This window comes from Ancylobacter dichloromethanicus (genome assembly GCF_018390645.1).
GTDB classification, from domain to species: Bacteria; Pseudomonadota; Alphaproteobacteria; order Rhizobiales; family Xanthobacteraceae; genus Ancylobacter; species Ancylobacter dichloromethanicus.
This window is the reverse complement of record NZ_JAHBGC010000038.1, coordinates 232,009-253,480: the sequence shown is the minus strand read 5'-3', so window position 1 is coordinate 253,480 and position 21,472 is coordinate 232,009. Positions and strand designations below refer to the sequence as shown.

The 21,472-nt window shown below is 65.5% G+C and carries 23 protein-coding genes and 1 pseudogene; all 24 read right to left on the bottom strand.

Annotated features, from left to right (window positions below; all coding sequences use genetic code 11):
• Nucleotides 1-62 precede the first annotated feature (62 nt).
• Nucleotides 63-608, bottom strand: coding sequence for a S26 family signal peptidase (locus KHC23_RS17455; RefSeq protein WP_213374125.1), 546 nt, complete (start codon nucleotides 606-608; stop codon nucleotides 63-65).
• The gene (locus KHC23_RS17450; RefSeq protein ID WP_213374123.1) at nucleotides 605-1,126 is read right to left on the bottom strand and encodes a DUF2840 domain-containing protein; all 522 of its coding nucleotides are present in this window, start codon (nucleotides 1,124-1,126) and stop codon (nucleotides 605-607) included. The genes KHC23_RS17455 and KHC23_RS17450 overlap by 4 nt, the downstream gene beginning before the upstream one ends.
• Nucleotides 1,123-1,377: a ribbon-helix-helix protein gene (locus KHC23_RS17445; protein ID WP_213374121.1), complete on the bottom strand. Its 255-nt coding sequence runs from the start codon at nucleotides 1,375-1,377 to the stop codon at nucleotides 1,123-1,125. The genes KHC23_RS17450 and KHC23_RS17445 overlap by 4 nt, the downstream gene beginning before the upstream one ends.
• A complete protein-coding gene (parA, locus tag KHC23_RS17440; RefSeq protein ID WP_213374120.1) occupies nucleotides 1,374-2,012 on the bottom strand; it encodes a ParA family partition ATPase in 639 nt (212 codons plus the stop codon). Before parA ends, KHC23_RS17445 begins: the two co-directional genes overlap by 4 nt.
• Nucleotides 2,009-3,169, bottom strand: coding sequence for a replication initiator protein A (locus KHC23_RS17435; protein ID WP_213374118.1), 1,161 nt, complete (start codon nucleotides 3,167-3,169; stop codon nucleotides 2,009-2,011). The genes parA and KHC23_RS17435 overlap by 4 nt, the downstream gene beginning before the upstream one ends.
• 18 nt (nucleotides 3,170-3,187) lie before the next feature.
• A complete protein-coding gene (locus KHC23_RS17430; RefSeq protein WP_006022608.1) occupies nucleotides 3,188-3,469 on the bottom strand; it encodes a helix-turn-helix transcriptional regulator in 282 nt (93 codons plus the stop codon).
• A 139-nt stretch (nucleotides 3,470-3,608) separates the two neighbouring features.
• Nucleotides 3,609-4,184 (bottom strand): DUF2285 domain-containing protein, encoded by a 576-nt coding sequence (locus tag KHC23_RS17425; protein ID WP_271188584.1) that lies wholly within the window; start codon nucleotides 4,182-4,184, stop codon nucleotides 3,609-3,611.
• Nucleotides 4,075-4,383, bottom strand: coding sequence for a transcriptional regulator domain-containing protein (locus tag KHC23_RS24475; RefSeq protein ID WP_373878496.1), 309 nt, complete (start codon nucleotides 4,381-4,383; stop codon nucleotides 4,075-4,077). The genes KHC23_RS17425 and KHC23_RS24475 overlap by 110 nt, the downstream gene beginning before the upstream one ends.
• 113 nt (nucleotides 4,384-4,496) lie before the next feature.
• On the bottom strand, nucleotides 4,497-4,763 hold the full coding sequence (locus tag KHC23_RS17420; protein WP_213374116.1) for a DNA -binding domain-containing protein: 267 nt from the start codon (nucleotides 4,761-4,763) through the stop codon (nucleotides 4,497-4,499).
• Between the two features lie 101 nt (nucleotides 4,764-4,864).
• The gene (locus KHC23_RS17415) at nucleotides 4,865-5,119 is read right to left on the bottom strand and encodes a helix-turn-helix domain-containing protein (protein WP_024922546.1); all 255 of its coding nucleotides are present in this window, start codon (nucleotides 5,117-5,119) and stop codon (nucleotides 4,865-4,867) included.
• 206 nt (nucleotides 5,120-5,325) lie between these two features.
• Entirely contained in the window at nucleotides 5,326-5,655 is a 330-nt protein-coding gene (locus KHC23_RS17410) for a DUF736 domain-containing protein (RefSeq protein WP_024922551.1), read from the bottom strand.
• Between the two features lie 595 nt (nucleotides 5,656-6,250).
• Nucleotides 6,251-6,691 (bottom strand): hypothetical protein, encoded by a 441-nt coding sequence (locus tag KHC23_RS17405; protein ID WP_213374114.1) that lies wholly within the window; start codon nucleotides 6,689-6,691, stop codon nucleotides 6,251-6,253.
• A 141-nt stretch (nucleotides 6,692-6,832) separates the two neighbouring features.
• Complete coding sequence (locus tag KHC23_RS17400) at nucleotides 6,833-7,000, bottom strand: hypothetical protein (RefSeq protein WP_213374112.1); 168 nt, start codon at nucleotides 6,998-7,000, stop codon at nucleotides 6,833-6,835.
• 219 nt (nucleotides 7,001-7,219) lie between these two features.
• Nucleotides 7,220-7,780 carry a hypothetical protein gene (locus KHC23_RS17395; protein WP_246544704.1) on the bottom strand — a complete coding sequence of 187 codons (561 nt, stop codon included), beginning with the start codon at nucleotides 7,778-7,780 and terminating at the stop codon, nucleotides 7,220-7,222.
• A gap of 122 nt (nucleotides 7,781-7,902) precedes the next feature.
• Nucleotides 7,903-8,826 (bottom strand): DUF2493 domain-containing protein, encoded by a 924-nt coding sequence (locus KHC23_RS17390; RefSeq protein WP_213374110.1) that lies wholly within the window; start codon nucleotides 8,824-8,826, stop codon nucleotides 7,903-7,905.
• Between the two features lie 312 nt (nucleotides 8,827-9,138).
• Nucleotides 9,139-10,176, bottom strand: coding sequence for a DUF7146 domain-containing protein (locus KHC23_RS17385; RefSeq protein WP_213374108.1), 1,038 nt, complete (start codon nucleotides 10,174-10,176; stop codon nucleotides 9,139-9,141).
• Nucleotides 10,176-14,483 carry a strawberry notch family protein gene (locus KHC23_RS17380; RefSeq protein ID WP_213374106.1) on the bottom strand — a complete coding sequence of 1,436 codons (4,308 nt, stop codon included), beginning with the start codon at nucleotides 14,481-14,483 and terminating at the stop codon, nucleotides 10,176-10,178. Before KHC23_RS17380 ends, KHC23_RS17385 begins: the two co-directional genes overlap by 1 nt.
• 174 nt (nucleotides 14,484-14,657) lie before the next feature.
• On the bottom strand, nucleotides 14,658-14,915 hold the full coding sequence (locus KHC23_RS17375; protein ID WP_213374104.1) for a DUF6117 family protein: 258 nt from the start codon (nucleotides 14,913-14,915) through the stop codon (nucleotides 14,658-14,660).
• Nucleotides 14,912-15,328 (bottom strand): hypothetical protein, encoded by a 417-nt coding sequence (locus KHC23_RS17370; protein WP_213374102.1) that lies wholly within the window; start codon nucleotides 15,326-15,328, stop codon nucleotides 14,912-14,914. Before KHC23_RS17370 ends, KHC23_RS17375 begins: the two co-directional genes overlap by 4 nt.
• A 94-nt stretch (nucleotides 15,329-15,422) precedes the next feature.
• Nucleotides 15,423-17,573, bottom strand: a complete 2,151-nt coding sequence (locus KHC23_RS17365; protein ID WP_213374099.1) for a ParB/RepB/Spo0J family partition protein — start codon at nucleotides 17,571-17,573, stop codon at nucleotides 15,423-15,425.
• A 161-nt stretch (nucleotides 17,574-17,734) separates the two neighbouring features.
• Nucleotides 17,735-18,529: pseudogene (locus KHC23_RS17360) on the bottom strand (DUF932 domain-containing protein); the annotation flags it as partial.
• A gap of 129 nt (nucleotides 18,530-18,658) precedes the next feature.
• Nucleotides 18,659-20,920, bottom strand: a complete 2,262-nt coding sequence (merBA, locus tag KHC23_RS17355; protein WP_213374097.1) for a bifunctional organomercurial lyase/mercury(II) reductase MerBA — start codon at nucleotides 20,918-20,920, stop codon at nucleotides 18,659-18,661.
• A complete protein-coding gene (locus KHC23_RS17350) occupies nucleotides 20,917-21,165 on the bottom strand; it encodes a MerC domain-containing protein (RefSeq protein ID WP_061026727.1) in 249 nt (82 codons plus the stop codon). The genes merBA and KHC23_RS17350 overlap by 4 nt, the downstream gene beginning before the upstream one ends.
• Before the next feature lies 1 nt (nucleotide 21,166).
• Nucleotides 21,167-21,448, bottom strand: a complete 282-nt coding sequence (locus tag KHC23_RS17345) for a cation transporter (protein WP_425514565.1) — start codon at nucleotides 21,446-21,448, stop codon at nucleotides 21,167-21,169.
• Nucleotides 21,449-21,472: the final 24 nt, after the last annotated feature.

Genomic DNA, 21,472 nt, shown 5'->3' with positions numbered 1-21,472 from the left:
CTCCTTGGCGGTGCGGTTGGGAAAGCCATCGGCGAGTACCGCTCTCGCCGAAGGGGAAGCGGTCAGCGTGTCGGCGTGCGCCATTCGAAGCGGCCGTTGGCGTCCTCGTCGGTCCACAGCGGGACGGCGCGGCCGATGATCTGGTCGGTCGAGATCAGGCCGAAGTAGCGGCCGTCGAGGCTGTCGCGGACCTGCCAATTCATGAGGAAGACTTCGCCGGTCTGGACGCGGCGGCAGCCCTGCCAGACGGGAAGATCACGACCAGCGCGATCGCGTTCGAGCGCTGCGCCGACCTCGATGCCATCCACCGTGATGGTGAGGTTGGAGCGGCAAACGGTCTGACCGGAGATGGCGAGGATACGCTTCATCAGCGGCACGCCCCTGGGCAGATAGCCGCGCTCGGCGAGGAACGTCGCGAGCGGCTCCGGCGCATCGACGGCGACAAGATCGGTGATCTCGAACGGTCCGTCGAAGTCGATCGAGTAGAGCCCGATCGGTGCGCTCGCCGATGCGTTCCAGATCAGTTTGATTGGCATCGGCGTGAGGCCGGGATAGCCGACGCCAAGGGCCGCGAGCGTGGTCGCGAGGAGAAGTCCGGCGCGGCTCACGGCTCGGCCCTCCGGCGCAGGAGGAACGCACGATGATGGTCGAGCGTGTAGGCGCGCGGCTGGTGTCCGGCGGTCAGCCGGTTGTGGACGTGCCGCCAGTGATCGGGCGAGACCGCTTCGGGATCGATGCCGATGCGCTCGATGGCGTCGATCGCCTGCAGCACGCGTTCGACCTTGGGCCAGCTCTCGATCTTGAGCAGGATGTCGCCGCCCGGCCGGACGAAGGGCAGCGTCTGGTAGGCTTCGCCGCGCGCAACGGCGCGCACGATGTCGATGCGCGAGATGATCGTGCCGAAGTCGTTCGACGCCCAGCGGATGAACGCGAACACCGTGCCGGGGCGAAACGACAGGATACGCCGGCGTCGATCGAGGATCTGTTCGTGGGCGTGCGAACCGAAGCGAATCCAGTTCTCGATTTTCTTCTCGACCCAGGTCAGCTCGACATGGGTGAGATTGTTTTGCGGGAGCGCGATCGGCGTCGGGCCGCCGCGCACGCGGGGGGCCGCGGCGCCGGTCATGAAGGTTCTCCTTCGCTGGGTGGGAATTCGCGCGCGAGCAGTTCGCGCAGCATGTCGGCGACAGTGACGCCGCGCTGGAACGCGATGATCTTGATGCGCCCCCGCAACTTCGGCGTGATGTCGATGGGCAGGCGGGCGGTGAAGCCCACCGCATCGGCCATGCGAGCCGGTTCAGTCTCAGTGGCCTTGATCCAGGCGTCGGGATTGGTCGGGCGCGCCGCGAAGCCGCGCCGTTCGGATCGCTCGTTCATGGCGCGATCCTTTCGATCTCGGTGACGAGCGCCGCGATCTCGCGCGCGGCAGGACCGTCATCGTCGATCTCGAAAGCAAGGCGACCGGACTGCGCAGCGTCGGCGTAGATGACGCGCTGCCCAACCGTCGTGCGCAGCACTGGCGGATCGTGGTCGGCCAGCGCCTCGGCCGTTTCGCGGGCGATCACGGTGCGCGCGCCGCAGCGATTGAGGATGAAGCGGGCGCGAAGCTCCGGCCGATAGATGCGCGCCTCCAACAGGAGCGCCAGCATCTCGGCCGATGCCCAGCCGTCGAGCGGCGATGGCTGGACGGGGATCAACACCAGGTCGGCGGCGAGCAGCGCCGAGCGCATCAGCCCGGCAACACGCGGCGGCCCGTCGATGACGAGATGATCGACATCGCGCGCCAGCTCGGGCGCCTCACGATGGAGCGTGTCGCGCGCCAGGCCGACGACACCGAACAGGCGCGGCGCGTGCTCGCGGGCGCGTTGCTGCGACCAGTCGAGGGCCGAGCCCTGCGGGTCCGCATCGACCAGCGTGACCCGCTTTCCCTTGCCGGCCCATTCGCCAGCGAGGTGCAGCGCGAGCGCCGTCTTGCCGACACCGCCCTTCTGATTGAGCAAGGCCACGATCATCGCCGTCCTCCCGATCGACGATCGAGGGGGAGTTGCGGCGTCGCGGCCGTCTCGCGTTTACCCGCGTCAGCACCGGCGACAGTAGGTGGGGATGCACACCCTTTGCCGGTCGCGCTGAGCGCAATTGCAGCGCGCCGAACGAGGTTTTCCACCTCGCGCGCGCGCTCTTCAAAGTTAGATTCTATGTTAGATTCTAAGTTAGGGGCGCGAATTTCGCTTTTCGTGCGGTGGGTTAGGCCCTGTTTGGGTTCCTGTTGGCACGAGGGGGCGGTTCCTGATGGCACGTGCTTTCGGGTTCCCGATGGCACGAAGGCTTTCACAGCTTTTCCACAGGGCGGCGTCCGCTCGAAAGCGAGCAGCGTCCGGCCGCCGGCCTCGATCTCCAGGAATAGGGTGTAGCCGGGAAGCGGTTGGCGACGGATGATGTCGCGCAGCTCGAAGGCGAAGCGTTTGAAGGGCGACAGCGCGCCGGATTTTTGGTGGAGGTGGCGGAAGTCGAACCGCCAGCCGTTGCGCTGGCGGCCACCATGCTTGCGCACCAGGCGATAGAGCCATCGATCGAGCCCGCCCGTGAGATCGAAATAGGCCCGGTCGATCGTCAGCACGAGCGCATCGTCGAGAACGGCTTGATAGAACCAGTCCGGGACGATCATCTCGATCCCGTCCGGCTTGCCGTTACGATCGGTGCGCTCCTTCCACTCGTTGATCCACGAGAAGCGGTGACGCCGGCCTTCGGTGGGCTGACGGATCGAGGTGCTGACCGTCGTCGATTGCAGGCGATCGAGCGCAGCCTTCAGGCGTTGATAGTCGCGCAGGCTTGTGCCGCGGCCGATAAATTTGAGAATCTCGTAGGGGGTGGCGATCATCAGGCGTGAGGTGCGCAAGCCGGCGTCACGCGCCTCGACGATCTGGCTCGCCGCCCAGATGAGGATGTCGGCGTCCCAAATGGTCGCCATGCCATGATCGGGAACGGCCTCCACGCGGATCGACACATCGCCGGCGGCGAAGTCGATCGGCGCGACGCGGTGGGACTTGGAGAGGGAGAAAAACGGATAGGCCATGAGATCCTGCGCGTCTCGGGCTGCGAACTCGCCGGGGAGCGCACGGAACAGATCGAGCTGCCCGCGCTCCGAGAGGGATTGGTGTCGCGCCGCCATTCGGGAATCCGGGGGCGGTCAGCGCGCGTATCGTCCGGCATGTGCCGGCGGCGCAGGCGTATGACGCTTGGCCGGAAGCACGCTGCCGCGCGGATCGGAGGTGGAGGTGACGGCGCCGCGCTCGGCCCAGGCCTCGAGATCGTCGACGGCATAGACGACGCGGCCGCCGAGCTTGCGGTAAGCCGGGCCGGTGCCGTAGGTCCGATGCTTTTCGAGGGTGCGGGCCGACAGGCTGAGGAATTCGGCGGCTTCCTTGGTGCGCAGGTAGCGCGGCGGGAGAACGGCGAGATCAGGTCGCATGAGAGGGCCTCCGTGGGTTCGTTGGGGCCGCCGGGAAGCGGCGGGTAACGAAGGCCACGTTGGCGAAGCAGGACCGGCGAGATGCAGGGCGAATTCGGGGGGTATCAAATTCGCCCACCATGGATTGTGGGCCGATCGGCTAGGTCTGCCTGCGATGACGAAGCAGCGAACGATAGCCGCCCGCGATCATCGCGCGGGCGTCACGCAGCAGCGATTTGATGGCGTGGCGCGCGGAGGATGCCTGCCATTCGTCGCGATCGAGAGGGCCGAGCCGGAATATGACCTGCGCGATCTCTTGCTGGGTCGCGCCCGCGCGGTAGCCATCGAAAGCTTGCAGCATCCTTCGCAATCGTGCCCGCTGCTGGCGGGTCAGGCGTGTGTCCGGTGGAATGGCTCGGCGATGGAGTGCGGCGAGCAGGCGGCCGATGGATTCAATCTGGTCGAACCCATCAAGGCCGAGGGACACAAATGCGCCGAGAGGCTTGTCCGGCGACGTGTTGTTGGCATGAACGAGCTGGACATGCTGGCCGTTGCCGAGGTCGTAGAGCAGGTTGGTCTCGCCGTCAGCGGTAACGGTAATGGCTGCGTCGATCGTCGGCTGTTGTTCAGTGCTTGCGGAAAGGACATCGGGCGGCTCGCCAAGAGCGATGGCGCTTGTATCCTCGCGGGGGAGCCAGAACACCGGCGCTTCGGGCGGGGCCTGCAGTGGGTCCACCGGGAAATCGCAACCCCCAACGCTGCCGGATCTTGTCGGTCAGCGGACGTGGATCGACCTTGTGATCGTTCAATGCCTGGAAATCCTTGTCGTAGGATTCGTTGCGGCGGAGCCATTCCCACGCGAGGTCGGATGCGGTCATGTCATCGACATGATCGTAGCCTTTGGGCGAACGCCAGCCCGATGCATCTGGTGTCATCGCGATCCTCCCGTAGTCCTTTGAACTTGTGGGAGAGTCAGGATTCCCGGCTGGGTTGTTCTACGGAAGTCAGGCAGACGGCAAAGGGCGATGCCGAAGCGGCATCGCGGTGATCACTGCGCCGAGCGGACCAGTTCGCGATAGCCGTGTTCGGTCATCCAGCGGGCACGTTCCAGATGTGAGTCGTGGATTTGGCGACAGCGCTGAGGTTCGCGGGCTGGGTCGAGACCGAAGAGGATCTGGACGGCCTCCCGCCAGTCGGCGCCATCGCGCGCCGAGTCGAGCAGGCGCAGATAAAGAGCCATATGCTCGCGATCGTAGGTCGTGAGCGTTTGGCTGATCGGTGGCGCGTCCAGAAACGGCGGCATCGTTTGTCCCATGGAGCGACTATATTCGCGTGGAAAGCATTCGTTAACACATGCCCCTGGTTATCTTGTGACAAAGGGCGACGGACGATGCTCGCGACGTGACAGGAGGGTCGCTACCGCTTTGCTGGTCGATCATCCCGCTCATGGAGCAACAGCACCCCTTCACCCTTGTCGGTGGAGAGCAGGACGATGCCGGCTGCCTCGAATGCCCTGCGAACCTGATCGCGCGTCGTCTCATACACCTCCAATCCATTCTCGGATTCGAGGCGCTTGAGCGCGGTCAGCGATGTCCGGGCCTTGTCAGCGAGCGTCTCCTGTGTCCACCCCAGCAACGCGCGCGCGGCCCGTGATTGTCGGGCGGTGATCATGCATGATCACCTCCCACCGACGCGAACGCACTTGCCAGAACTACGACTATAATAGTCGCCCTTGGCGCCTGCTGCGAGGAAAATCGATGCTGAGCGGCGTTTCGCACCGCGCCTCCGGGGCGACTGATTCGGTCGCCCGCCGGCGCGCCGCCAGCGACGCGGGAAGGCCCCGCCCGGTTCGACCGGGCGGGGCCTTGGCCCGGGGATCACTCCCCGCTGCGGCGGCCGTTGGGGCGGGACCAGATGAGGCTGTAGCCTTCGCCTTCCTCGTCGTCGAAGAGGTTGGCGTAGATTGGAGCGGTGAAGCTCGGATCGTCCAGCTTGAGGCCGAGATAATCGCGGCCCTCGTTGGAGCGCTTGGCCCAGGCGGCGCCGATCTCGACCCGGCCGACGAAGACGCGGTGGCTGGGGGCGTTGTCGCCGGAGCGGTTGGCCTCGGGCACGACGCGGACGTTCTTGGTCTGGAGCGAGAGGGTGACGATTTCGCCGGTGAACTCGTTGTTGCCGGTCTTCTTGAAGGTGCCGATGGTCGCCATGATAGTTCTCCTTGAACTCTGTTCCGAGCCCGCACCATTGCGGCCTCGATGGCGATCGGTGGGCCGGAGGCGATCGACGCGGCATCGCTTGCGACCGGAGCAACGCGGAGGACGGCGCAGGCGCGGCTTTCTTGTCCCGCGAGGAATGACGGCGCAGCCGGCAGGGGAAGAAAGTCGAGACGCGCCGTTGCGGCATAGGCGATCGAGGCGCAGCCGACCTTCGGCCAGATCAGTCCATTGAAGAGGCCGTTTTGGAGCGGTCTACCTGACAGAGATGCATCAACGGAGAACTAGGCGACACCGTCATAACCGCCAAGACCCGGCAACGACGTCGCCGACGGCGATCTTTCCTTCGTGCAGGCCCCATGAAAGTCCGAACGCTGTTGCCGACTACATTGCTCAAAGACACGGACGGCGACGCCCTGATGTTGGCCGAGTTTCGTGCGCCGCCTGACTTTACAGCCTTCTCCAACGCGGTTGCGCGTGTCCGGCTCCACTGCTGGTCAGTGTCATCAAGGCGTTTGCCGACACCCACGATGATGGGAATCGTAAGGTCACAATCACCTCGCGGTCTGCCCTGGCCGCGTCGTGAGGTTCAACCCCGTGCCAGGCCCTGTCCGGTCGAACCGGGCGTGGCCATTGCAACCATCCGCATCAGGGCGGTGACACCGACCGCGATGGCCCCAACAACGGAAAAGATGAGCTGCCAGCCTTCCGACGGCATGGTGTGTTTCACGATGCCATGCGTGGCGTGGTAGCCGGCGATCGCCGCCGGTGCGACGAAGGCCAGCGCGATGGCGATACGTGCCCAGAGCGGCCGCACGAAGACAAGCAGAAGTTGGCCGATGCCGAAGGTTAGCCCGGCAGCAAGTGCGCCGACGATGATCGCGCCGAGCCAGCCGGCGCCAGTGTCATAGGCCCACATTCCGGCGGTCACGCCCGCAAAGAATGGCAAGGCGAATACGGCGAGCGTGAACAGCAGCCAGCAGAAGAAGCCGATGGCTGCAATGGAGAGAAGGATGCCGATAAAGATCATGGTGGTGTCTCCGTAAGCAATGCTCGAACGGTTGCGCCTCCACCACCACCACGGCGCGGTGCCGAGCATAGCAAAAGATGATCGCTGGCGGGAGCGGAAACCGGCAAGGTTTCCGCTGCGGCAGTGGCGATCTTCGCCCCGTCATGGGGCGAAAGGATCGATTTCGTGGACGATTTGCGAGTCGTCGCCGTCGAATTCGGTGGCGGGGGTGACTGAGAGGGTGCCGTCGCCAGCGCGGAATATGACGATGGCGACCATCAGGCTGGTGGCGAGGCTGAAGGCGAAGGCGTGCGCGTCGGTGAAGGACATCGGTCCGGCTCCTGTTCCGAGCGGAGGACCATCCCCCGCTGACAGGCGCCCGATGTGTTCGGCCGATGGCCGCAATCACCGCGCCGGTAAAGCCGGCGCGGCGGCACGCTACGCGTAGTCCGACCCCTTGCGGGTTGATGGCGACAGGCCATCGGCTGGACCAAGGATCAGCGACATGAAGCGGGGGTGGTACTCGGCCTATGAGCCGAACGAGTTCCGTTAACCGGGAGACTCATGGCTTAGCCTCGGCGGCGCGTTCGCGATGAAGTCTCGGTAGGCGTAGTTGATGAGGTCGCGTACCAGCTCAAGGAGCCCCCCCACCGGCAGTCCGTCGAAGGGATCGCCGTGCGCCATGGAATTGCGGCGTTGGCTCAAGCTCGGCTTCGCCTGGCCCGTCACGAACCCGATCGCTGTTCCGCCGGTGCGAAGGATCATCGGGATGTTGCCATCGGTCAGCCCGTCGACATCCGCCATGTGAGTGAGGAGCGTCGCGAACGATCGCCTGTTCTTCGGGATCTGGTCGCCGTATCGATCCATCAGCGTCAGTTCGAGGGCGATCAGTGCGGCAAGCTCGCCCGCCTTCAGCACGTCGAGATCGATCCAGCCCATCAGATAGAGCGTCTGCGCCCGCGCGAATTTTGCCCGAACGATGTCGGGCACGCGGTCGTCGATCCCCAAGTTGACGATGAAACTCCGCCAGGCTTCAGGGTCGTCGAATTGCAGGAACCCTCCCGGCAAGCCGGGTGATGGCCAAGGGATAACGAGCGGTGTGGCGCGCAATGGAAGATCGATGTCGAGATTCAGAAATGCCTCCGATCTGAATGTGCCTATCCTGTCGATGTTGGTATTCGTCGGGGCGAGAATACCCGCATCGTGCCATTCTTGCGATGGTGCGGCGGCGCTTACGCGCCGCCAAATTTCCAGACCGGGATGCCGAGCTTCTTGGCCTTGTCGGCGAGGTTGTCGTTGATGCCCGTGCCGGGGAAGTGCATCACGCCCTTCGGCACGATGTCGAGCATCTCGTCGTTGCGTTTGAAGGGCGCTGCCCGGCCATGTTTGGTCCAGTCGGGTGCGAAGCCGATCTGCGGGACGTTGCGGTTCTTCGCCCAGAGCGAGGCGATCTTTTCGGCGCCCTTCGGCGATTTGCCGTGAACCAGCACCATGTCCGAGTGCTTCTCATGCACCTGATCGAGCTTGGCCCAGATCAGCCGGTGGTCGTTGAAGTCCAGTCCGCCGGTGACGACGATCTTCGGACCGGGAGGGAGAAGGACTTCCTGCTCGGCGCGTTTCTTGGCCATGAGGAAGTCGCGGCTATCGATCATCGCGGAGGTCAGGTTGCGGTGGTTGACCTTTGAGCCGGTGCGAGGGAGCCACGGTTTTCCAATCTGGCGTTCGTAGTGCTCGGCGGCCTGGTCGCGCATCAGCTCGAAAGCGTTCTGCCGTTCAATGAGCGTCTTGCCCTCGGCGATCTGGCGCTCGAGTTCGACCGACTTCACCTCGCTGCCGTCCTGTTGCCGCTGCGAGCGCTTCTGGGCCTGCTCGTTGTCGTCGAGTTCGCGGGCGATCCTCTCGGTGGCGCGGTGGAAGACGTTGACGGTCGACCAGAGGAGATCGTCGAGGTCGGGTTCGAGGCGGGTGTCCTCCAGGGTCGAGATCAGGGCGTCGAAGATGTCGGCGATCGCGCCTGCGACCAGATTGCCGTCTGGCAGGAGACGCTGGTCGGGCTCGTCGGCGAAGGGGCGGTAGCCGTGGAGCTGGAGTTCGCTGAGGACGTGATCGGTAGGGGACGATTCGTGATGGGGTTCGTAGTCGTCGTGCTCGGTCATGGAATGCTCCTTTGGCTGGACCGCGACCGTCGCGGCCTTCATGGCGACGGAGCCCACGGGCGGAACGGACCTGCACCCGGCGCGCGCGCCGGGCCGGAGCGAACGCGGAGGATGCCGGAGGCCGGCTATTTTGTTTCGCGATGGAACGGCGCGGTACGCGCCGCCGGAAAATAGTCGGCCGCAGGCATTGCCTGTCCGAACCGCTTGTGGGCCGATCGCCCTTTCGAAGGCCGAGGCGCGGTCCTCTTCGAAGGATCGGACATCCATGCGAGCATGATGGCGGCCGCGCGCCGCCGCCGTTCAGCCGCCGGTCTACGCCGCCAGGAGCATGAAGCGGGCGACGTCCTGCGGTGCGAGCTGCACCCGGATATGCGCCATCAGCGCGTCACGGCCGCAGGTGCGGAGATCCTCGTTGAAGTCCCCGTGAATGGGTGACAGGGCAATCGCCTCGATCCCGACCGCGTTCGCTCGTTCGATCAGCGTGTTTCGTGCACCGTCCCCCGCGCGATCATTGTCGCGGACGACATAGAGCCGGCGAAGCCCATCGTGAAACTGGATGGCGGCGAGGTGTGCTGCGGATAGTGCCGCCGCCGCCGACATGCCGGGCATGACCTCACGGGTCGACAGCACGCTTTCGATGCCTTCGCCGGCCGCCAGCACGTCGCCGGAGAGCCCAAAGCGGACCGCGTGCCCCAGAAGGTCGCCCAATGCTTTCCGCTGAATGTCGATCGGCGCTTTGCCGGAACCATCCGGGGCGAGCCAGGTCCGATGCGCGCCGGTGATCCGGTCGGAGAGATCGGTGACGGCGGCGACCATGGCCGGCCAGGTCTCGGTCGGGCTGTGCTCGTCCGGGCGATAGTAGCACCGGGAATGGAAACGCAGGCTCGCGCATCCGTGCAAAGCCGTAATGGCGCGTCCACGCAAATACGCCTCTACGAGCGTGCCGCCGATCGGCTGACACATGGCGACCAGCCGGCGTGCGGCCTCGGCAGACCCCGATGGTGCTGGCCTGCGAGCGTGCTGTCTCGGCGCTGGTTCGGGATCAGGCGGCATGCTGAGGAAGATGCGGGCCTCTTCGGCAACGTCGGCGAAGTCGATGAGGCCCAGTGATTCACGGATCACGTCGAGCAGATCGCCATATTCGCCCGTCGCGGCGTCGGTCCATTTTCCGGCGGGGCCTTTGGCGGTGTCCTTCAGGCGCACGAACATGGACTTACCCGGCGTGTTGCGAACATCGCCAACCTGCCAGTAGTTGCCTTGCCTGCGGCCGGCGCCGAGATAGCGTTTGCACACCGCCTCGGCCTGGCGGCCGAGACGGAATGCGAGATCGGAAGCGTCGCGGCGGGCCATCACGCTGCCTCCCGCTCGCCGATGCGCGCCACCGGATAGGTGTCGAGCAGCCTGCCGAGCACGGTCGGCCCCGTGCTGTCGATCGGCACGAAGAACCGCAGCGACCAGGAGATGATCTCGGTGAAGAGGCCGTAGGCGCGAAGGCGGTCGCGCATAGCCTCCGTGAAGCCGGACAGCTCGATGCGGCTCGCGCCCATGACACGAACGCGACGGAGCTGGAGCCCTTCGGCGAGGTCGAGGATCGTCCGCCCGTCGATGAGGGCGGCATAGGCGGCGTCGGCCGTCAGATCGGTCGTGCCGGTCGACGCGGCGTTCGCAGCCCAGGCCGGAGAAACGCGGCGGCCGATGATGCGCTCGCCATCGTCGGTCTGAAGCCGATAGACGCGGGTCGACTCGTTCGGCAGGCGCTTCCACACCGGCAACAGCAATCCCGCGACGATGTGGATCGTGCTCTCGCTGAAGGAAGGCACGTCGCCGAGTTCACGGGTCCAGGCTGTGGCGAACGTGCTGCGGTCGGCTTCCTGCCAATGGCTTTCCGCCATCGACTTCAAGGAAGCATGATGATGCTCCATAGGGCGGATCAGCCGAACGCGACGTTCGATCTCGCCGTCGTCCAGCATGAGCGACGGCGCCGGAATCTGCACGGCGGCTCGGCCGGAACGCTCGTTGACGAGCAGCTTCGCACCACGATCATCGAGCCAGCCAAGCGCGTCGTCGAGCGACAGCGGACGGTTGCGTTCGCGCTTGGTGATGGTCAGCAGACAGGTCTGCGCGCCCGATGCCGGATGCGTATAGATCGTCGTGCGATCGGTGACGACGAAGCTCTCCGCCGTCAGCGTTTCGAGGCCGACGTCGTAGACTCCGCTGGCGATCGCGCCCGACACCTTCGCATCCAGAAGCTGTTCGAAGGAGGTGAAGAGGATGCCCTGCAGCTCGATTGTAAGGGCCAGCAGCCGGTTGAGAAACGTCGTGATCGGCGGCAGCTCGTCCTTGATGCCGTTATCATCCATCAGCTTGAGGCCGGTGGCGGTCTCGAAGCGGTGCAGCGAGCAGTCCTCGATCTTGCCGCGCACGATCAGGAGATAGAGCTGGCGTAGCGCGTCGCGGGCATAGCAGGATTCCAGATTGTCCTCGGGTCGGAATAGGCCCTGGCCGCCGGTCTGGCGCTGCCCGCGCGTGATGGCGCCGAGCGTATCGAGCCGGCGCGCGATCGTGCTGAGGAAGCGCTTTTCCGCCTTCACGTCGGTCGCGATCGGACGGAAAAGCGGCGGCTGCGCTTGGTTCGTCCGGTTGGTCCGGCCGAGCCCTTGGATCGCCGCGTCTGCCTTCCAGCCCGGTTCGAGCAGGTAATGCACGCGCAGCCTCTGGTTCTTCGCCGACAGTTCCGCATGGTAGCTACGGCCGGTGCCGCCCGCGTCGCTGAACACGAGCACGCGCTTCAGGTCATCCATGAAGGCGGCGGTCTCGGCGAGGTTCGCCGATGGCGCGCGGTTCTCCACGGCCAGCCGGTCGCCCTTGCGGACGATCCGTCGCGAGCGGCCCGTCACCTCGGCCACCATGTCGGTGCCGAAGCGCTGAACGATCTGGTCGAGTGCGCCCGGCACGGGTGGAAGCGACGCAAGGCGCTCGATCAGCTCGTTGCGACGCGCGACGGCCTCGCGACTCTCGACGGGCTGGCCATCGCGATAGACCGGGCGCGACGACAGATTGCCCTCGCCATCGGTGTAGGGTTCGTAAAGCTGCACCGGGAAGGAGTGGGCGAGATAGTCGAGAACATATTCGCGCGGGGTGATGTCGACGCGCACGTCGTTCCATTCCTCGGTCGGGATCTCGGCCAGGCGTCGTTCCATCAAGGCTTCGCCGGTCGACACGATCTGCACCACGGCGGCATGACCGGCCTCCAGGTCGTTCTCGATCGAGCCGATCAAGGTCGGCGTCTTCATCGACGTGAGAAGGTGCCCGAAGAAACGCTGTTTGGCGGATTCGAAGGCCGAGCGGGCGGCGGACTTGGCCTGCCGGTTCAACGTGCCGGTCGAGCCGGTGATGTTGGCGGCCTCCATCGCCGCGTCGAGGTGATTGTGGATGATGGCGAAGGCGCCGGCATAGGCGTCGTAGATGCGGCGCTGCTCGTCGGTGAGCTGATGTTCGACCAGTTCGTATTCCACGCCGTCGTAGGAGAGCGAGCGGGCGGTGTAGAGTCCGAGCGAACGCAGGTCGCGGGCCAGAACCTCCATCGCCGCGACGCCGCCGTCCTCGATCGCCTCGACGAATTCCGCCCGTGTGGCGAAGGGGAAGTCGTCGCCGCCCCAGAGGCCGAGCCGCTGGGCATAGGCGAGATTGTGGACGGTAGTCGCGCCGGTGGCGGAGACATAGACGACGCGCGCGTTCGGCAGAGCGTGCTGAAGCCGAAGGCCGGCGCGACCTTGCTGCGAGGCGGCAACGTCGCCCCGTTCTCCCTTGCCGCCGCCGGCGTTCTGCATTGCGTGGCTCTCGTCGAAAATGATCACCCCGTCGAAATCGGAGCCCAACCAATCGACGATCTGCCGGACGCGCGAAACCTTCTCGCCACGGTCGTCGGAGCGCAGCGTGGCATAGGTTGCAAATAGGACGCCTTCCGACAGCGCGATGGGCTTGCCCTGCGGGAAGCGCGACAGGGGTGTGACCAGCAGGCGCTCCATGCCCAGCGCGGACCAGTCGCGCTGTGCGTCCTCGATCAGCTTGTCGGACTTGCTGATCCAGACAGCTTTACGGCGTCCCTGAAGCCAGTTGTCGAGGATGATGCCGGCCGACTGTCGGCCCTTTCCGGCTCCGGTGCCATCGCCGAGCATGAAGCCGCGGCGGAAGCGAACGGTGTCGGCCGCGTCGGCGGGTGCGGCCTTCACGACATCGAAGGTCTCGTCGACCGTCCAAAACCCAGCCAGATAATCGCTGTGCGCCTCGCCGGCATAAATCAGCGTCTCGATCTGGGCATCGGACAGCAGGTTGCGGATGTTCGCCGGCAGGGTCGGCCGATAGCTCGGCTTCGGCGGCGCGACGCTCGCCATGGCGGCGGACTGGACGAGCTTGGTCGGGTGCGCCTGCGCACCGGGAATACGGATCGACTGCAATCCGTATTCTTCATAGATCGCCTCGGTCAGGTGCGCGCCGTTGGCCGGCGTCCAGTCCACGCTCTCGTAGGTGAGCGCGACACCGGCGGGATCAGCGGCGACCGATGCGGGCGAAAGCAAGGACACCGTGCGGGCGAGATAGCCGCGCACGGATTTCGGGGGCGCAGCCGCGACCGGCGTGGAGATCGCTGGCAAGGCGACGGGCGGGCGTGCCGGCATATCCCGCTCGATCCAGGTGAGCAGCGTGGCGACATCGTGCGCCATGCCGGGCGACGTCGGAAAGGCTGCCGGGTCCTCGGCCGGCAGTTTGTCGATGACGGTCAGCCGGGTGGGAAACGTGGTGCCGTGCTTGGCATAGACCGAACCGGCGATAGCCGCAGAGAAGACGACGCGGCCGCGTTTCTGCAGGCGCGCAAACGCATCGCACCAATCCGGCAGGTCCGGCCCGACATTGGCGCCGGTGATCGCCACGAGTCGGCCACCAGGCGCGAGCCGGTTCAGCGCCGAGGCGATATGGCGAAAGCCGGCATCGGCGACGCGGCCGGAGACGTTGGACATGGCCGAGAACGGCGGATTCATCAGCACGACGGACGGAACGGCCGCCCGATCGAGATGATCGTCGATCTGGGCGGCGTCGAAGCGCGTGACCGAAACGGCCGGGAAAACGGAGGCGAGAAGATCGGCGCGAAGATCGGCCAGTTCGTTGAGGATCAGCGAACCGCCGGCCGTTGATGCAAGTGCGGCGAGCAGGCCGGTGCCGGCGGAGGGTTCCAGCACGATGTCGTCCGGCGCGATAGCCGCAGCCGTCGCCATGGCGAGACCAAGCGGGACCGGCGTCGAGAATTGCTGGAGTGCCTGGCTCTCCTCCGAGCGCCGGGTGTGGGTCGGAAGCAGTCCGATGATTTTCGACAGAGTCGAGAGGCGTGCAGCCGGAGATGCGGATTTACGGAACAGCGCCTTTCCGTATTTGCGCAAGAACAGGACGATGGCGACCTCGCAGGCCTCATAGGCGGTCTTCCAATCCCAGACGCCAGCGGCGTCGGAGGAGCCGAACGCGGTTTCCATCGCCGCACGCAGCAGCGACGTGTCGATGCGTTCGCCGCGTTCGAGATAGCCGAGCAGATTCTGGGCGGCCGAAAGGATGGCGGGCGCGTGGCCAACGGGCGCGGCCGGGTCGGCCACGGGCAACAGGACGGTCATCGGGAGATCCTCGGGAGAGCGGGAAGGGACAAGCCCGGTCGGCGCTCTCTCTCGAACCGCCCGGACTCACTCCGTCCCGGCGGGCCTCTCACTCTCGAAGGCTGGCATGAAAAAAGCGCCCGGCCGTTAGGCGGGGCGCTTTGAAGATGGGGCGGAAGGCGCGGACTCCCTCAACTATGAAGGCGTCTCGGGATACACGAAGCCGCCCGGATCGTCAGGATGTGGCGGCAGATAGGCGTCATACGGATTGCCCTCGGCGAGATGGCCGAAGGGTGTGAAGACATAGTCTCCGTCATCGCGCCCTACGGCGCAGATGACATAGCGTTGGGCACCGGTCTCGGCATCGAGGCATTCCATGAGCGCGAGATTTCCGTCCGCTGCCGCCCGCAGCAGCGTCTGGAAATTGCTCCGGGCATGGTCGGGAATGCTCATATCCGCTCTCCATCGTCGGATAGCGTCTCGGCGAGCCAGCCATCGGTGTAGGCCCAGGCCACCGTCTCGCCCGTGGCGAGATCGAGGACGTGGGCGCCGCCACCAAAGCCGTCGAGCCGGGGCCGCGAGCAGGTGTTGGCGTACTGGAAGCCCCAGCGATCGGTGAGACCGAATTCCACGGCGCAGCGTTTGACGAACTGGATCAGCCGTTCGGGATCGCCGGTGACATCATCGCGCATCCAGAGCTTGGTGCCGCCGTGCTCGGGCTCGATCGAGAGCCGGAATCCATCCGAAGGCGGTTCTTCGGATGCACCCGCCTCGGACAGCGTGTTGTAGAGGTCGAGCGCACGGGCGGCGTTTTCGGGTGTGCCGACATCGAGCAGGCACGAGAAATGGGTAAAATATTCGGCCATGACAGCTCCTGAAACGAGAAAACTCGGCGCGAGGCCGGGCTGAGAGGGGGCTGAAGGAGTGCGCGGGGTGGCCGAACCGCCCCGCGACAAGGTGCTATTCGGCTGCGATCATGGCCGCCGGTTCGTCGTCTTCGGCCTCGGCCAGGTCATCGTCCTCGCCATCATCGGCGAGGAATGCCGGCAGCTCCTCGTCGCCACCCACCGGTACGGCGGGCTGCGCGTCGGCGGGAGCGGTGTCATCCGACATGCGCAGCGGCTCGGGCAGCCAGCCGGTGTCGGCCAGCAGGCGTTCGGCCTCCTTGGCCATGTCGCCCTTCTTCATATGGTCGATGAGCTGGGCGGCCCGTTCGCCGGCGCCCTCACGGACAGCCTCCAGAATACGAGGCTTGGTCACGCGGCCGAGATAATTGCCGACCGTGGGCTTCCAGCCCGCCACCACCATGTTCATCCCGGTCGCGCGCGCGAGACGATCGGCCTGTGCCATGCGCACGTCGAGACCGTGCTGACTGACGCCCGAGCCGGAATATGGGTTCGGCCGTTCGAACAGCGCATTGACGCCGTAGCTGACGCAAAGGGCCAGCAGCTCCATGCGCGTGCCGTCATCGAGATTGGTCAGCCAGTCCCAGAGAGCCTGATCGTCGGCGGGAACATGATCCCCCCAGCGTTCGTGGCGATCATTCACCGCCTGGGCGGAAGGGCTGTCCTTCAGCTCCTCGGACTGGGCCGAGAAGAAGATGTGGCGAACATTCGCCTCGAGGCAGCCGGTCGGGTTGGTGTGGATGAACGTGTCGCTGAGGAGCTTGTGCAGCAACATCGTCATGGCGACGTGCGGATTTTCTGCCAGCGCATTGCGCAGCGCCAGCGTGCGATGGGCCGTCAACTCGATCACGAGACGTTCGGGGAGCGGCTTGATGCCGTTGTCCTCGTCCTCCTCCTCGGTTTGCACAGGCTGGCCGCCGATGGTGATCACCGCGCGCTGGACGGCGGGCGTGCGGATTTCGCCGGTTTCGGGATCGACCTCGTCCTCCGGCGTTTCGTCAGCGGCGACCTCCACCGGTCGCTCGTCTTCAGGCAGGACATAACCGCGATCCACGGACAGCGAGCCGTCGGCATCAATGCTGACGAACACGCCGGCGATTGCTATCTCATCGGGGGCATAGCGGACAGGACGTTCGTCGAGGGCGTCAAGGGCGGCCTCGATCTCGCCCAGGCGCTGGTCGATCTCGTCCGGCAGTTCATCTGCGTCCTCATACTCGGCGGTCAGGCGGTCGAGTTCCGCCTGCAGCGCGTCGCTGGTCGCCTGTTCCTCGGCGGTGATGTCGAGAGGGACGCCCTTGATCGCGCGCAGGCCGTGCGCGACGCCGTAGGGAATGCTGACGGCGGCCTCGACCCATTTCCAGCCGTGCGTCGCAATTTCGTCGGCGATCGTCGTGAGCTTCTCGGACACGAGCCGGTCGAGAAGCCCGACGTCCTGAAGCCAGCCGCCGTCGTCCGACTCGAAGAGGTCGCGCATCACGACGCCGCCGGCCGCCTCGTAGGCGTCGATACCGACGAAGACGGCGCGCTTGTCCGAGGCGCGCACCGTCGTCTCGGTCAACATGCGGCGGATGTGATAGGGCTCTTTCTGCCAGCTATTGCGGATCGTCTCCCAAACCTGCTCCTGGCGAGCATGGTCCTGCGAAACGGTGAAGGCCATGAGATGCTTCAGCTCCATGCCGTCTTCGGCATAGATGTCGAGCAGCGCGGGCGAAACCGATGCGAGGCGCAGCCGCTGCTTGACGACATTGACGTCGACGAAGAACGCCGCGGCGATGTCCTCTTCGGTCATGCCCTTGTCGCGCATGGCCTGGAACGCGCGATACTGGTCGAGCGGATGGGCCGGCACGCGCTCGTCATTCTCCGCGAGCGAGATTTCCTCCATCAGGATGCCGCTGTCGGTCGCGCCGACGACGCAGGGCACCGGCGCGGTCTTGTTGAGGCGCTTCTGCTTCACCAGCATCTCCAGCGCCCGATAACGGCGGCCGCCGGCGGGCACTTCGAACATGCCGGTCTCCTGGCCCTCGCCATCGAGAACGGGGCGCACATGCAGGCTCTGGATGAGGCCACGCCGCGCGATCGACGCGGCCAGATCCTCGATCGAAACACCGGCCTTCACGCGCCGGATGTTGGACTGGCTCAGCACCAGCTTGTTGAAGGGGATGTCGCGCGCGGACGACAAGACGATCTTCTGAACGGCAGTTGCCATCGGGGTTACTCCGCGACGAGCGCCGAGAGCCTCTCTCTCGAACCCGAACTCGTCACGAAGCGAAGCGCCGCCCTCTCACTCTTGGAGGGCAGCGCCACAGATACGGGGAAATGGAAAGGCACGAATGCGCAAAGCCGGAAACACGCTTCCGGCTCCGCGGGTCAGGCGGCGCGGTCGAGCAGCTTCTTGGCCTTGCCCTCCAGATCGAGCCGCGCATCCTGATTGGTCTTTTCGCGGGCAATGGCGGTGATGCCCGCCACGAAGTCGAAGATCGACTCCGGGGGATGGCCTTCCTCCGCCAGGACGGTGTCGATGATCTTGCCCGTCTCGGCCTTGGAAAATCCGCGCTTGCGCAGAAATTCGGTGCGGTCCTCGTCCGATTTCGCGACGATCCGTTCGCGCGCCGCCCTGATGCCGTTGATGAAGGGCATCGGTGAGGAGTTCGCGAAGTTCAGCAGTGCCGGCGCCGCTTCGTGGGCGAAACGCGACGCCGCGTACTTGCTATGCCGGATGGTGATTTCCTCGAAATCCTCCACGCCCCACAAATTCCGATTCTGGCAGACCGCGCGGAGATAGAAGCTCGCCATGCCGAGCGTCTTCGCGCCAACCTCGGAATTCCAGCAGTAAAAGCCGCGGAAGTAGAGGTCAGGCGATCCATCCGGGAGCCGGCCGGCTTCGATGGGGTTGAGATCGTCCACGAGGAAGAGGAACACGTCGCGATCGGAGGCATAGAGCGTCGTCGTGTCCTTCGTGATGTCGACGCGGGGATTGTAGACGCCCGTCGACCAGTCCAGCACGCCGGGCACTTTCCAGCGCGTGTCGCCAGTACCGTTGCCGGCAATCCGCTGCACCGCTTCGACCAGCTCGTGATCGTAGACCCGGCCATAGTCGGGGCCGGTGACGGCGCGAAGCTCGATTCGGCCGTTGTCGGTTTCGAGCGTTTTCATCTGCTCCGCCACTTATCTGAACAGTCAAGCTGTCTCAGCCGGATGATTTAGCGGCGTTTGCCTGAAAATCTGCGGCTTCCCGACCCATCTCGGCGCGTGAGACAGATTCGCGGATCGCTCACGGACCTTGGCGGCTGCTCAGCCTGCGCAGCAGGAGAGCTTGGCGACATCCTTACCGAACGACAGCGCTGCGAGCTTCAGGCCCTCGACGGTGGTGAGATACGGAAAGATTGTATCTGCGAGGTCGTCGACGGTAAGGCCCTGCCGGATCGCGAGCGTCGCGGTCTGGATGCTGTCGGCGCCTTCCGGGGCGAGGATTTGCGCGCCGAGCAGCCGGCCGCTGCCGGCGTCGGCCACAAGCTTGATGAGCCCCCGGGTATCGCGCGCTGCGAGCGCCCGCGGCACCTGGTCGAGGCCGATTGTCGATACACGGATGGCATGCCCGGCCGCGCGCGCCGCAGCCTCGGTCAGGCCGACGCTCGCCACCTGCGGATCGGTGAACACGATGGCGGGCATGGCGCTGTTGTCGTAGCGCAAGCTGTCGCCGTTGAGGGCGTTCTTGGCGGCGAGCTTGGCGCCATAGGCGGCCATGTAGACAAACTGGTCGCGGCCGGTGACGTCGCCCGCAGCATAGATGCCGGCCCTGGTGGTCCGCATGCGGTCATCGACGACGATGCCGCCCTTCGGCGAGAGGGCGATGCCGTGCTCGGTGAGCCCAAGGCCTTCGATGTTGGGCGCGCGCCCTGTAGTGATCAGCACTTGATCGGCGTCGATGGTCGTGTTCTGGCCGTCGCGTGAAACATCGAGCGCAATGCCGTTCTCGATCTTGCGGATCGCACGGTAAGCGATACCGGAGACCACGGTGATCCCTTCGTCCTCGAAATATCCCGTCAGCGCCGCACCGATCTCGGGCTCGGCCTCGGGAAGCAAATGGGACCGGCATACGAGCGTGACCTTGACGCCGGCGCGGGCGAACATCTGGGCGAGCTCCGCTCCGATATAGCCGCCGCCGATGATGAGCAACAATCGCGGTAGCTCCTCAAGGTCGAGCGCGGTCGTGCTGGTGAGATACGGTACAGTCTCGATGCCAGGGATGGCGGGCACCGCCGGCCGCGCGCCGGTCGCGATGATGATCTTGCCGGCGGGAATGCGCGCGCCGTCCACCTCGACACCACCTTCTACGAGGCGCGCCGGTCCTTCGCGATAAGCGATACCGTTGTAGGCGGGGAGCAGGTTCGTGTACTTGGCCTGGCGCAGTTCGGAAACGAGGGCGTCCTTCTGACGAACGGTTCCGCGCCAGTCGGTCAGTTCGGCCTCCGCCGTGATGCCGGCGAAACGTGCTGCCACGCGCGCGTTGTGAAGCGTCTCCGCGGCTCGGATCAGAGTCTTCGACGGCACGCAGCCAATATTGACGCAGGTGCCGCCGATGGTGCCGCTGCCGATGAGCGCCACCTGCGCGCCCTGATCGGCGGCCGTGATCGAGGCCGAGAAGCCGGCCGAGCCGGCGCCGATGACGACGAGATCGTAGGCGCCACCATTGCGACCGTTCGTGCGAAAGCGGTCCGCCACTACAGCGCACTTCGATGTCGAGCCGACCGACGATTGTGCCGCCGTTTCGAGGCCGGCGAGGCTCGGCCCGAACAGAGCGCGACCAGCCTCCAGCCCTTCCTCGATCGACAACCGAAACCCGGCCTCGTCCCCAGCCTGTTGGCGGCGCCAGGCGGAGAGATGGTCGTCAGAACAGAAGAAGGCGGTGGTCGCGCACAGCGAGTTCGCAGCACACGCGCCTTCGTAGCGAACGCTTTGCCACATGACGGCCGTCCGCGGCTCGGTCTGGGCAAGCACCCGTCCTTGGTCCCGCGTGGCGATCCGGATTGGCGCGCCACAATGGCGGCAGCGCGATGCAATCGTGATGTCGAGATCAGTCATGGCGCCAATGCCGAGTGCGTCGACAGCGCACATGGCGTTGAAAACACGTCCGTGGAGTGTGACCCGGTGCCCGGTGTTCCGGTCGGTGAAGGGATAGGCGCCGACGATCCGCTCGCCGTCGAGCACGACAAGGTCGCGACGACGGAGTTCTTCGAGCAGAGGCCGGATGGCTGCCTCGCTCAACCCCGCGCGCTCCGCAAGCGCGCCCGTGGTCGGGGCTCGTCCTTCCTCGGCGTAGAGCTTAAGCAGCGCAACACGAACGCGGTCCGTGGCGGGATCGTAGCCACTCCAGCGATCGAACACATGGCCGGACCCGACCATTGCTTGCAGGGCATCCTTGACCGCTGGTGATTTGACCACAGACCAATCCGGAAACGTCACGCCCGGCCGCACGGTGTAGCTCGGGAGCGTCGTGGATGCGGAAGCTGCAAGCTTGTCCCGGGACGAGGAGGATGCGCAACAGTCGTTCATGGCTTCACGCCTTCGTTGTGAATCTTGGTCTCGCTGCGGTCGGCTTTTGCACGGCGACGATGGATAGCCCACGCGACGAGAGCGAAGCACGCGACCATCAGGGGAAGCACAACCGGACCCGCACCTGCCAGCCATGCGCCGAGGCCGGCCAGTGGCAGGACTCCGGCGAGAAACGGCGTCGCGCAACAGATCGCAGCGAGGACGGCGCCAGCCGTGCCCGCACGGATCAGAGCGCGGTCATTCACCTCAACTGCCCTGCTTCACCGGATGGGCCGGATAGCCCGCGTTCATGCTGGCGGTCGCGATGGCGTCGGGGTTCGTCTTCGCGTCGTCGAAGCTCACGGTTGCGGTCTTGGCGCGGAACGAAACGGCGACCTTTGCGACGCCGACGACCCCCTCCATCGAACTCTTCACGATGTAGGGACACGAGGCACAGGTCATGTTGTCGACGGAGAAGGTGATCGTGCGCTCGCCGGCGAATGCAGTCGATGCCGTCATCATCGAGGCGATCAGGGCGAGTGCGCTCAAATATTTGTTCATCGGACGGGTCTC

Excerpts from the sequence above, each read along its gene's own strand:
- KHC23_RS24475 (WP_373878496.1), bottom strand. The coding sequence starts at position 4,383 with ATGACACCAGATGCATCGGGCTGGCGTTCGCCCAAAGGCTACGATCAT.
- KHC23_RS17390 (WP_213374110.1), bottom strand. The coding sequence starts at position 8,826 with ATGACCGAGCACGACGACTACGAACCCCATCACGAATCGTCCCCTACC.
- KHC23_RS17380 (WP_213374106.1), bottom strand. The coding sequence starts at position 14,483 with ATGACCGTCCTGTTGCCCGTGGCCGACCCGGCCGCGCCCGTTGGCCAC.
- parA (WP_213374120.1), bottom strand. The coding sequence starts at position 2,012 with ATGATCGTGGCCTTGCTCAATCAGAAGGGCGGTGTCGGCAAGACGGCG.
- KHC23_RS17400 (WP_213374112.1), bottom strand. The coding sequence starts at position 7,000 with ATGTCCTTCACCGACGCGCACGCCTTCGCCTTCAGCCTCGCCACCAGC.
- KHC23_RS17450 (WP_213374123.1), bottom strand. The coding sequence starts at position 1,126 with ATGACCGGCGCCGCGGCCCCCCGCGTGCGCGGCGGCCCGACGCCGATC.
- KHC23_RS17430 (WP_006022608.1), bottom strand. The coding sequence starts at position 3,469 with ATGCGACCTGATCTCGCCGTTCTCCCGCCGCGCTACCTGCGCACCAAG.
- KHC23_RS17420 (WP_213374116.1), bottom strand. The coding sequence starts at position 4,763 with ATGGGACAAACGATGCCGCCGTTTCTGGACGCGCCACCGATCAGCCAA.
- KHC23_RS17370 (WP_213374102.1), bottom strand. The coding sequence starts at position 15,328 with ATGGCCGAATATTTTACCCATTTCTCGTGCCTGCTCGATGTCGGCACA.
- KHC23_RS17405 (WP_213374114.1), bottom strand. The coding sequence starts at position 6,691 with ATGATCTTTATCGGCATCCTTCTCTCCATTGCAGCCATCGGCTTCTTC.
- KHC23_RS17375 (WP_213374104.1), bottom strand. The coding sequence starts at position 14,915 with ATGAGCATTCCCGACCATGCCCGGAGCAATTTCCAGACGCTGCTGCGG.
- KHC23_RS17410 (WP_024922551.1), bottom strand. The coding sequence starts at position 5,655 with ATGGCGACCATCGGCACCTTCAAGAAGACCGGCAACAACGAGTTCACC.
- KHC23_RS17365 (WP_213374099.1), bottom strand. The coding sequence starts at position 17,573 with ATGGCAACTGCCGTTCAGAAGATCGTCTTGTCGTCCGCGCGCGACATC.
- KHC23_RS17385 (WP_213374108.1), bottom strand. The coding sequence starts at position 10,176 with ATGGCCCGCCGCGACGCTTCCGATCTCGCATTCCGTCTCGGCCGCCAG.
- merBA (WP_213374097.1), bottom strand. The coding sequence starts at position 20,920 with ATGAACGACTGTTGCGCATCCTCCTCGTCCCGGGACAAGCTTGCAGCT.
- KHC23_RS17445 (WP_213374121.1), bottom strand. The coding sequence starts at position 1,377 with ATGAACGAGCGATCCGAACGGCGCGGCTTCGCGGCGCGCCCGACCAAT.
- KHC23_RS17435 (WP_213374118.1), bottom strand. The coding sequence starts at position 3,169 with ATGGCGGCGCGACACCAATCCCTCTCGGAGCGCGGGCAGCTCGATCTG.
- KHC23_RS17415 (WP_024922546.1), bottom strand. The coding sequence starts at position 5,119 with ATGATCACCGCCCGACAATCACGGGCCGCGCGCGCGTTGCTGGGGTGG.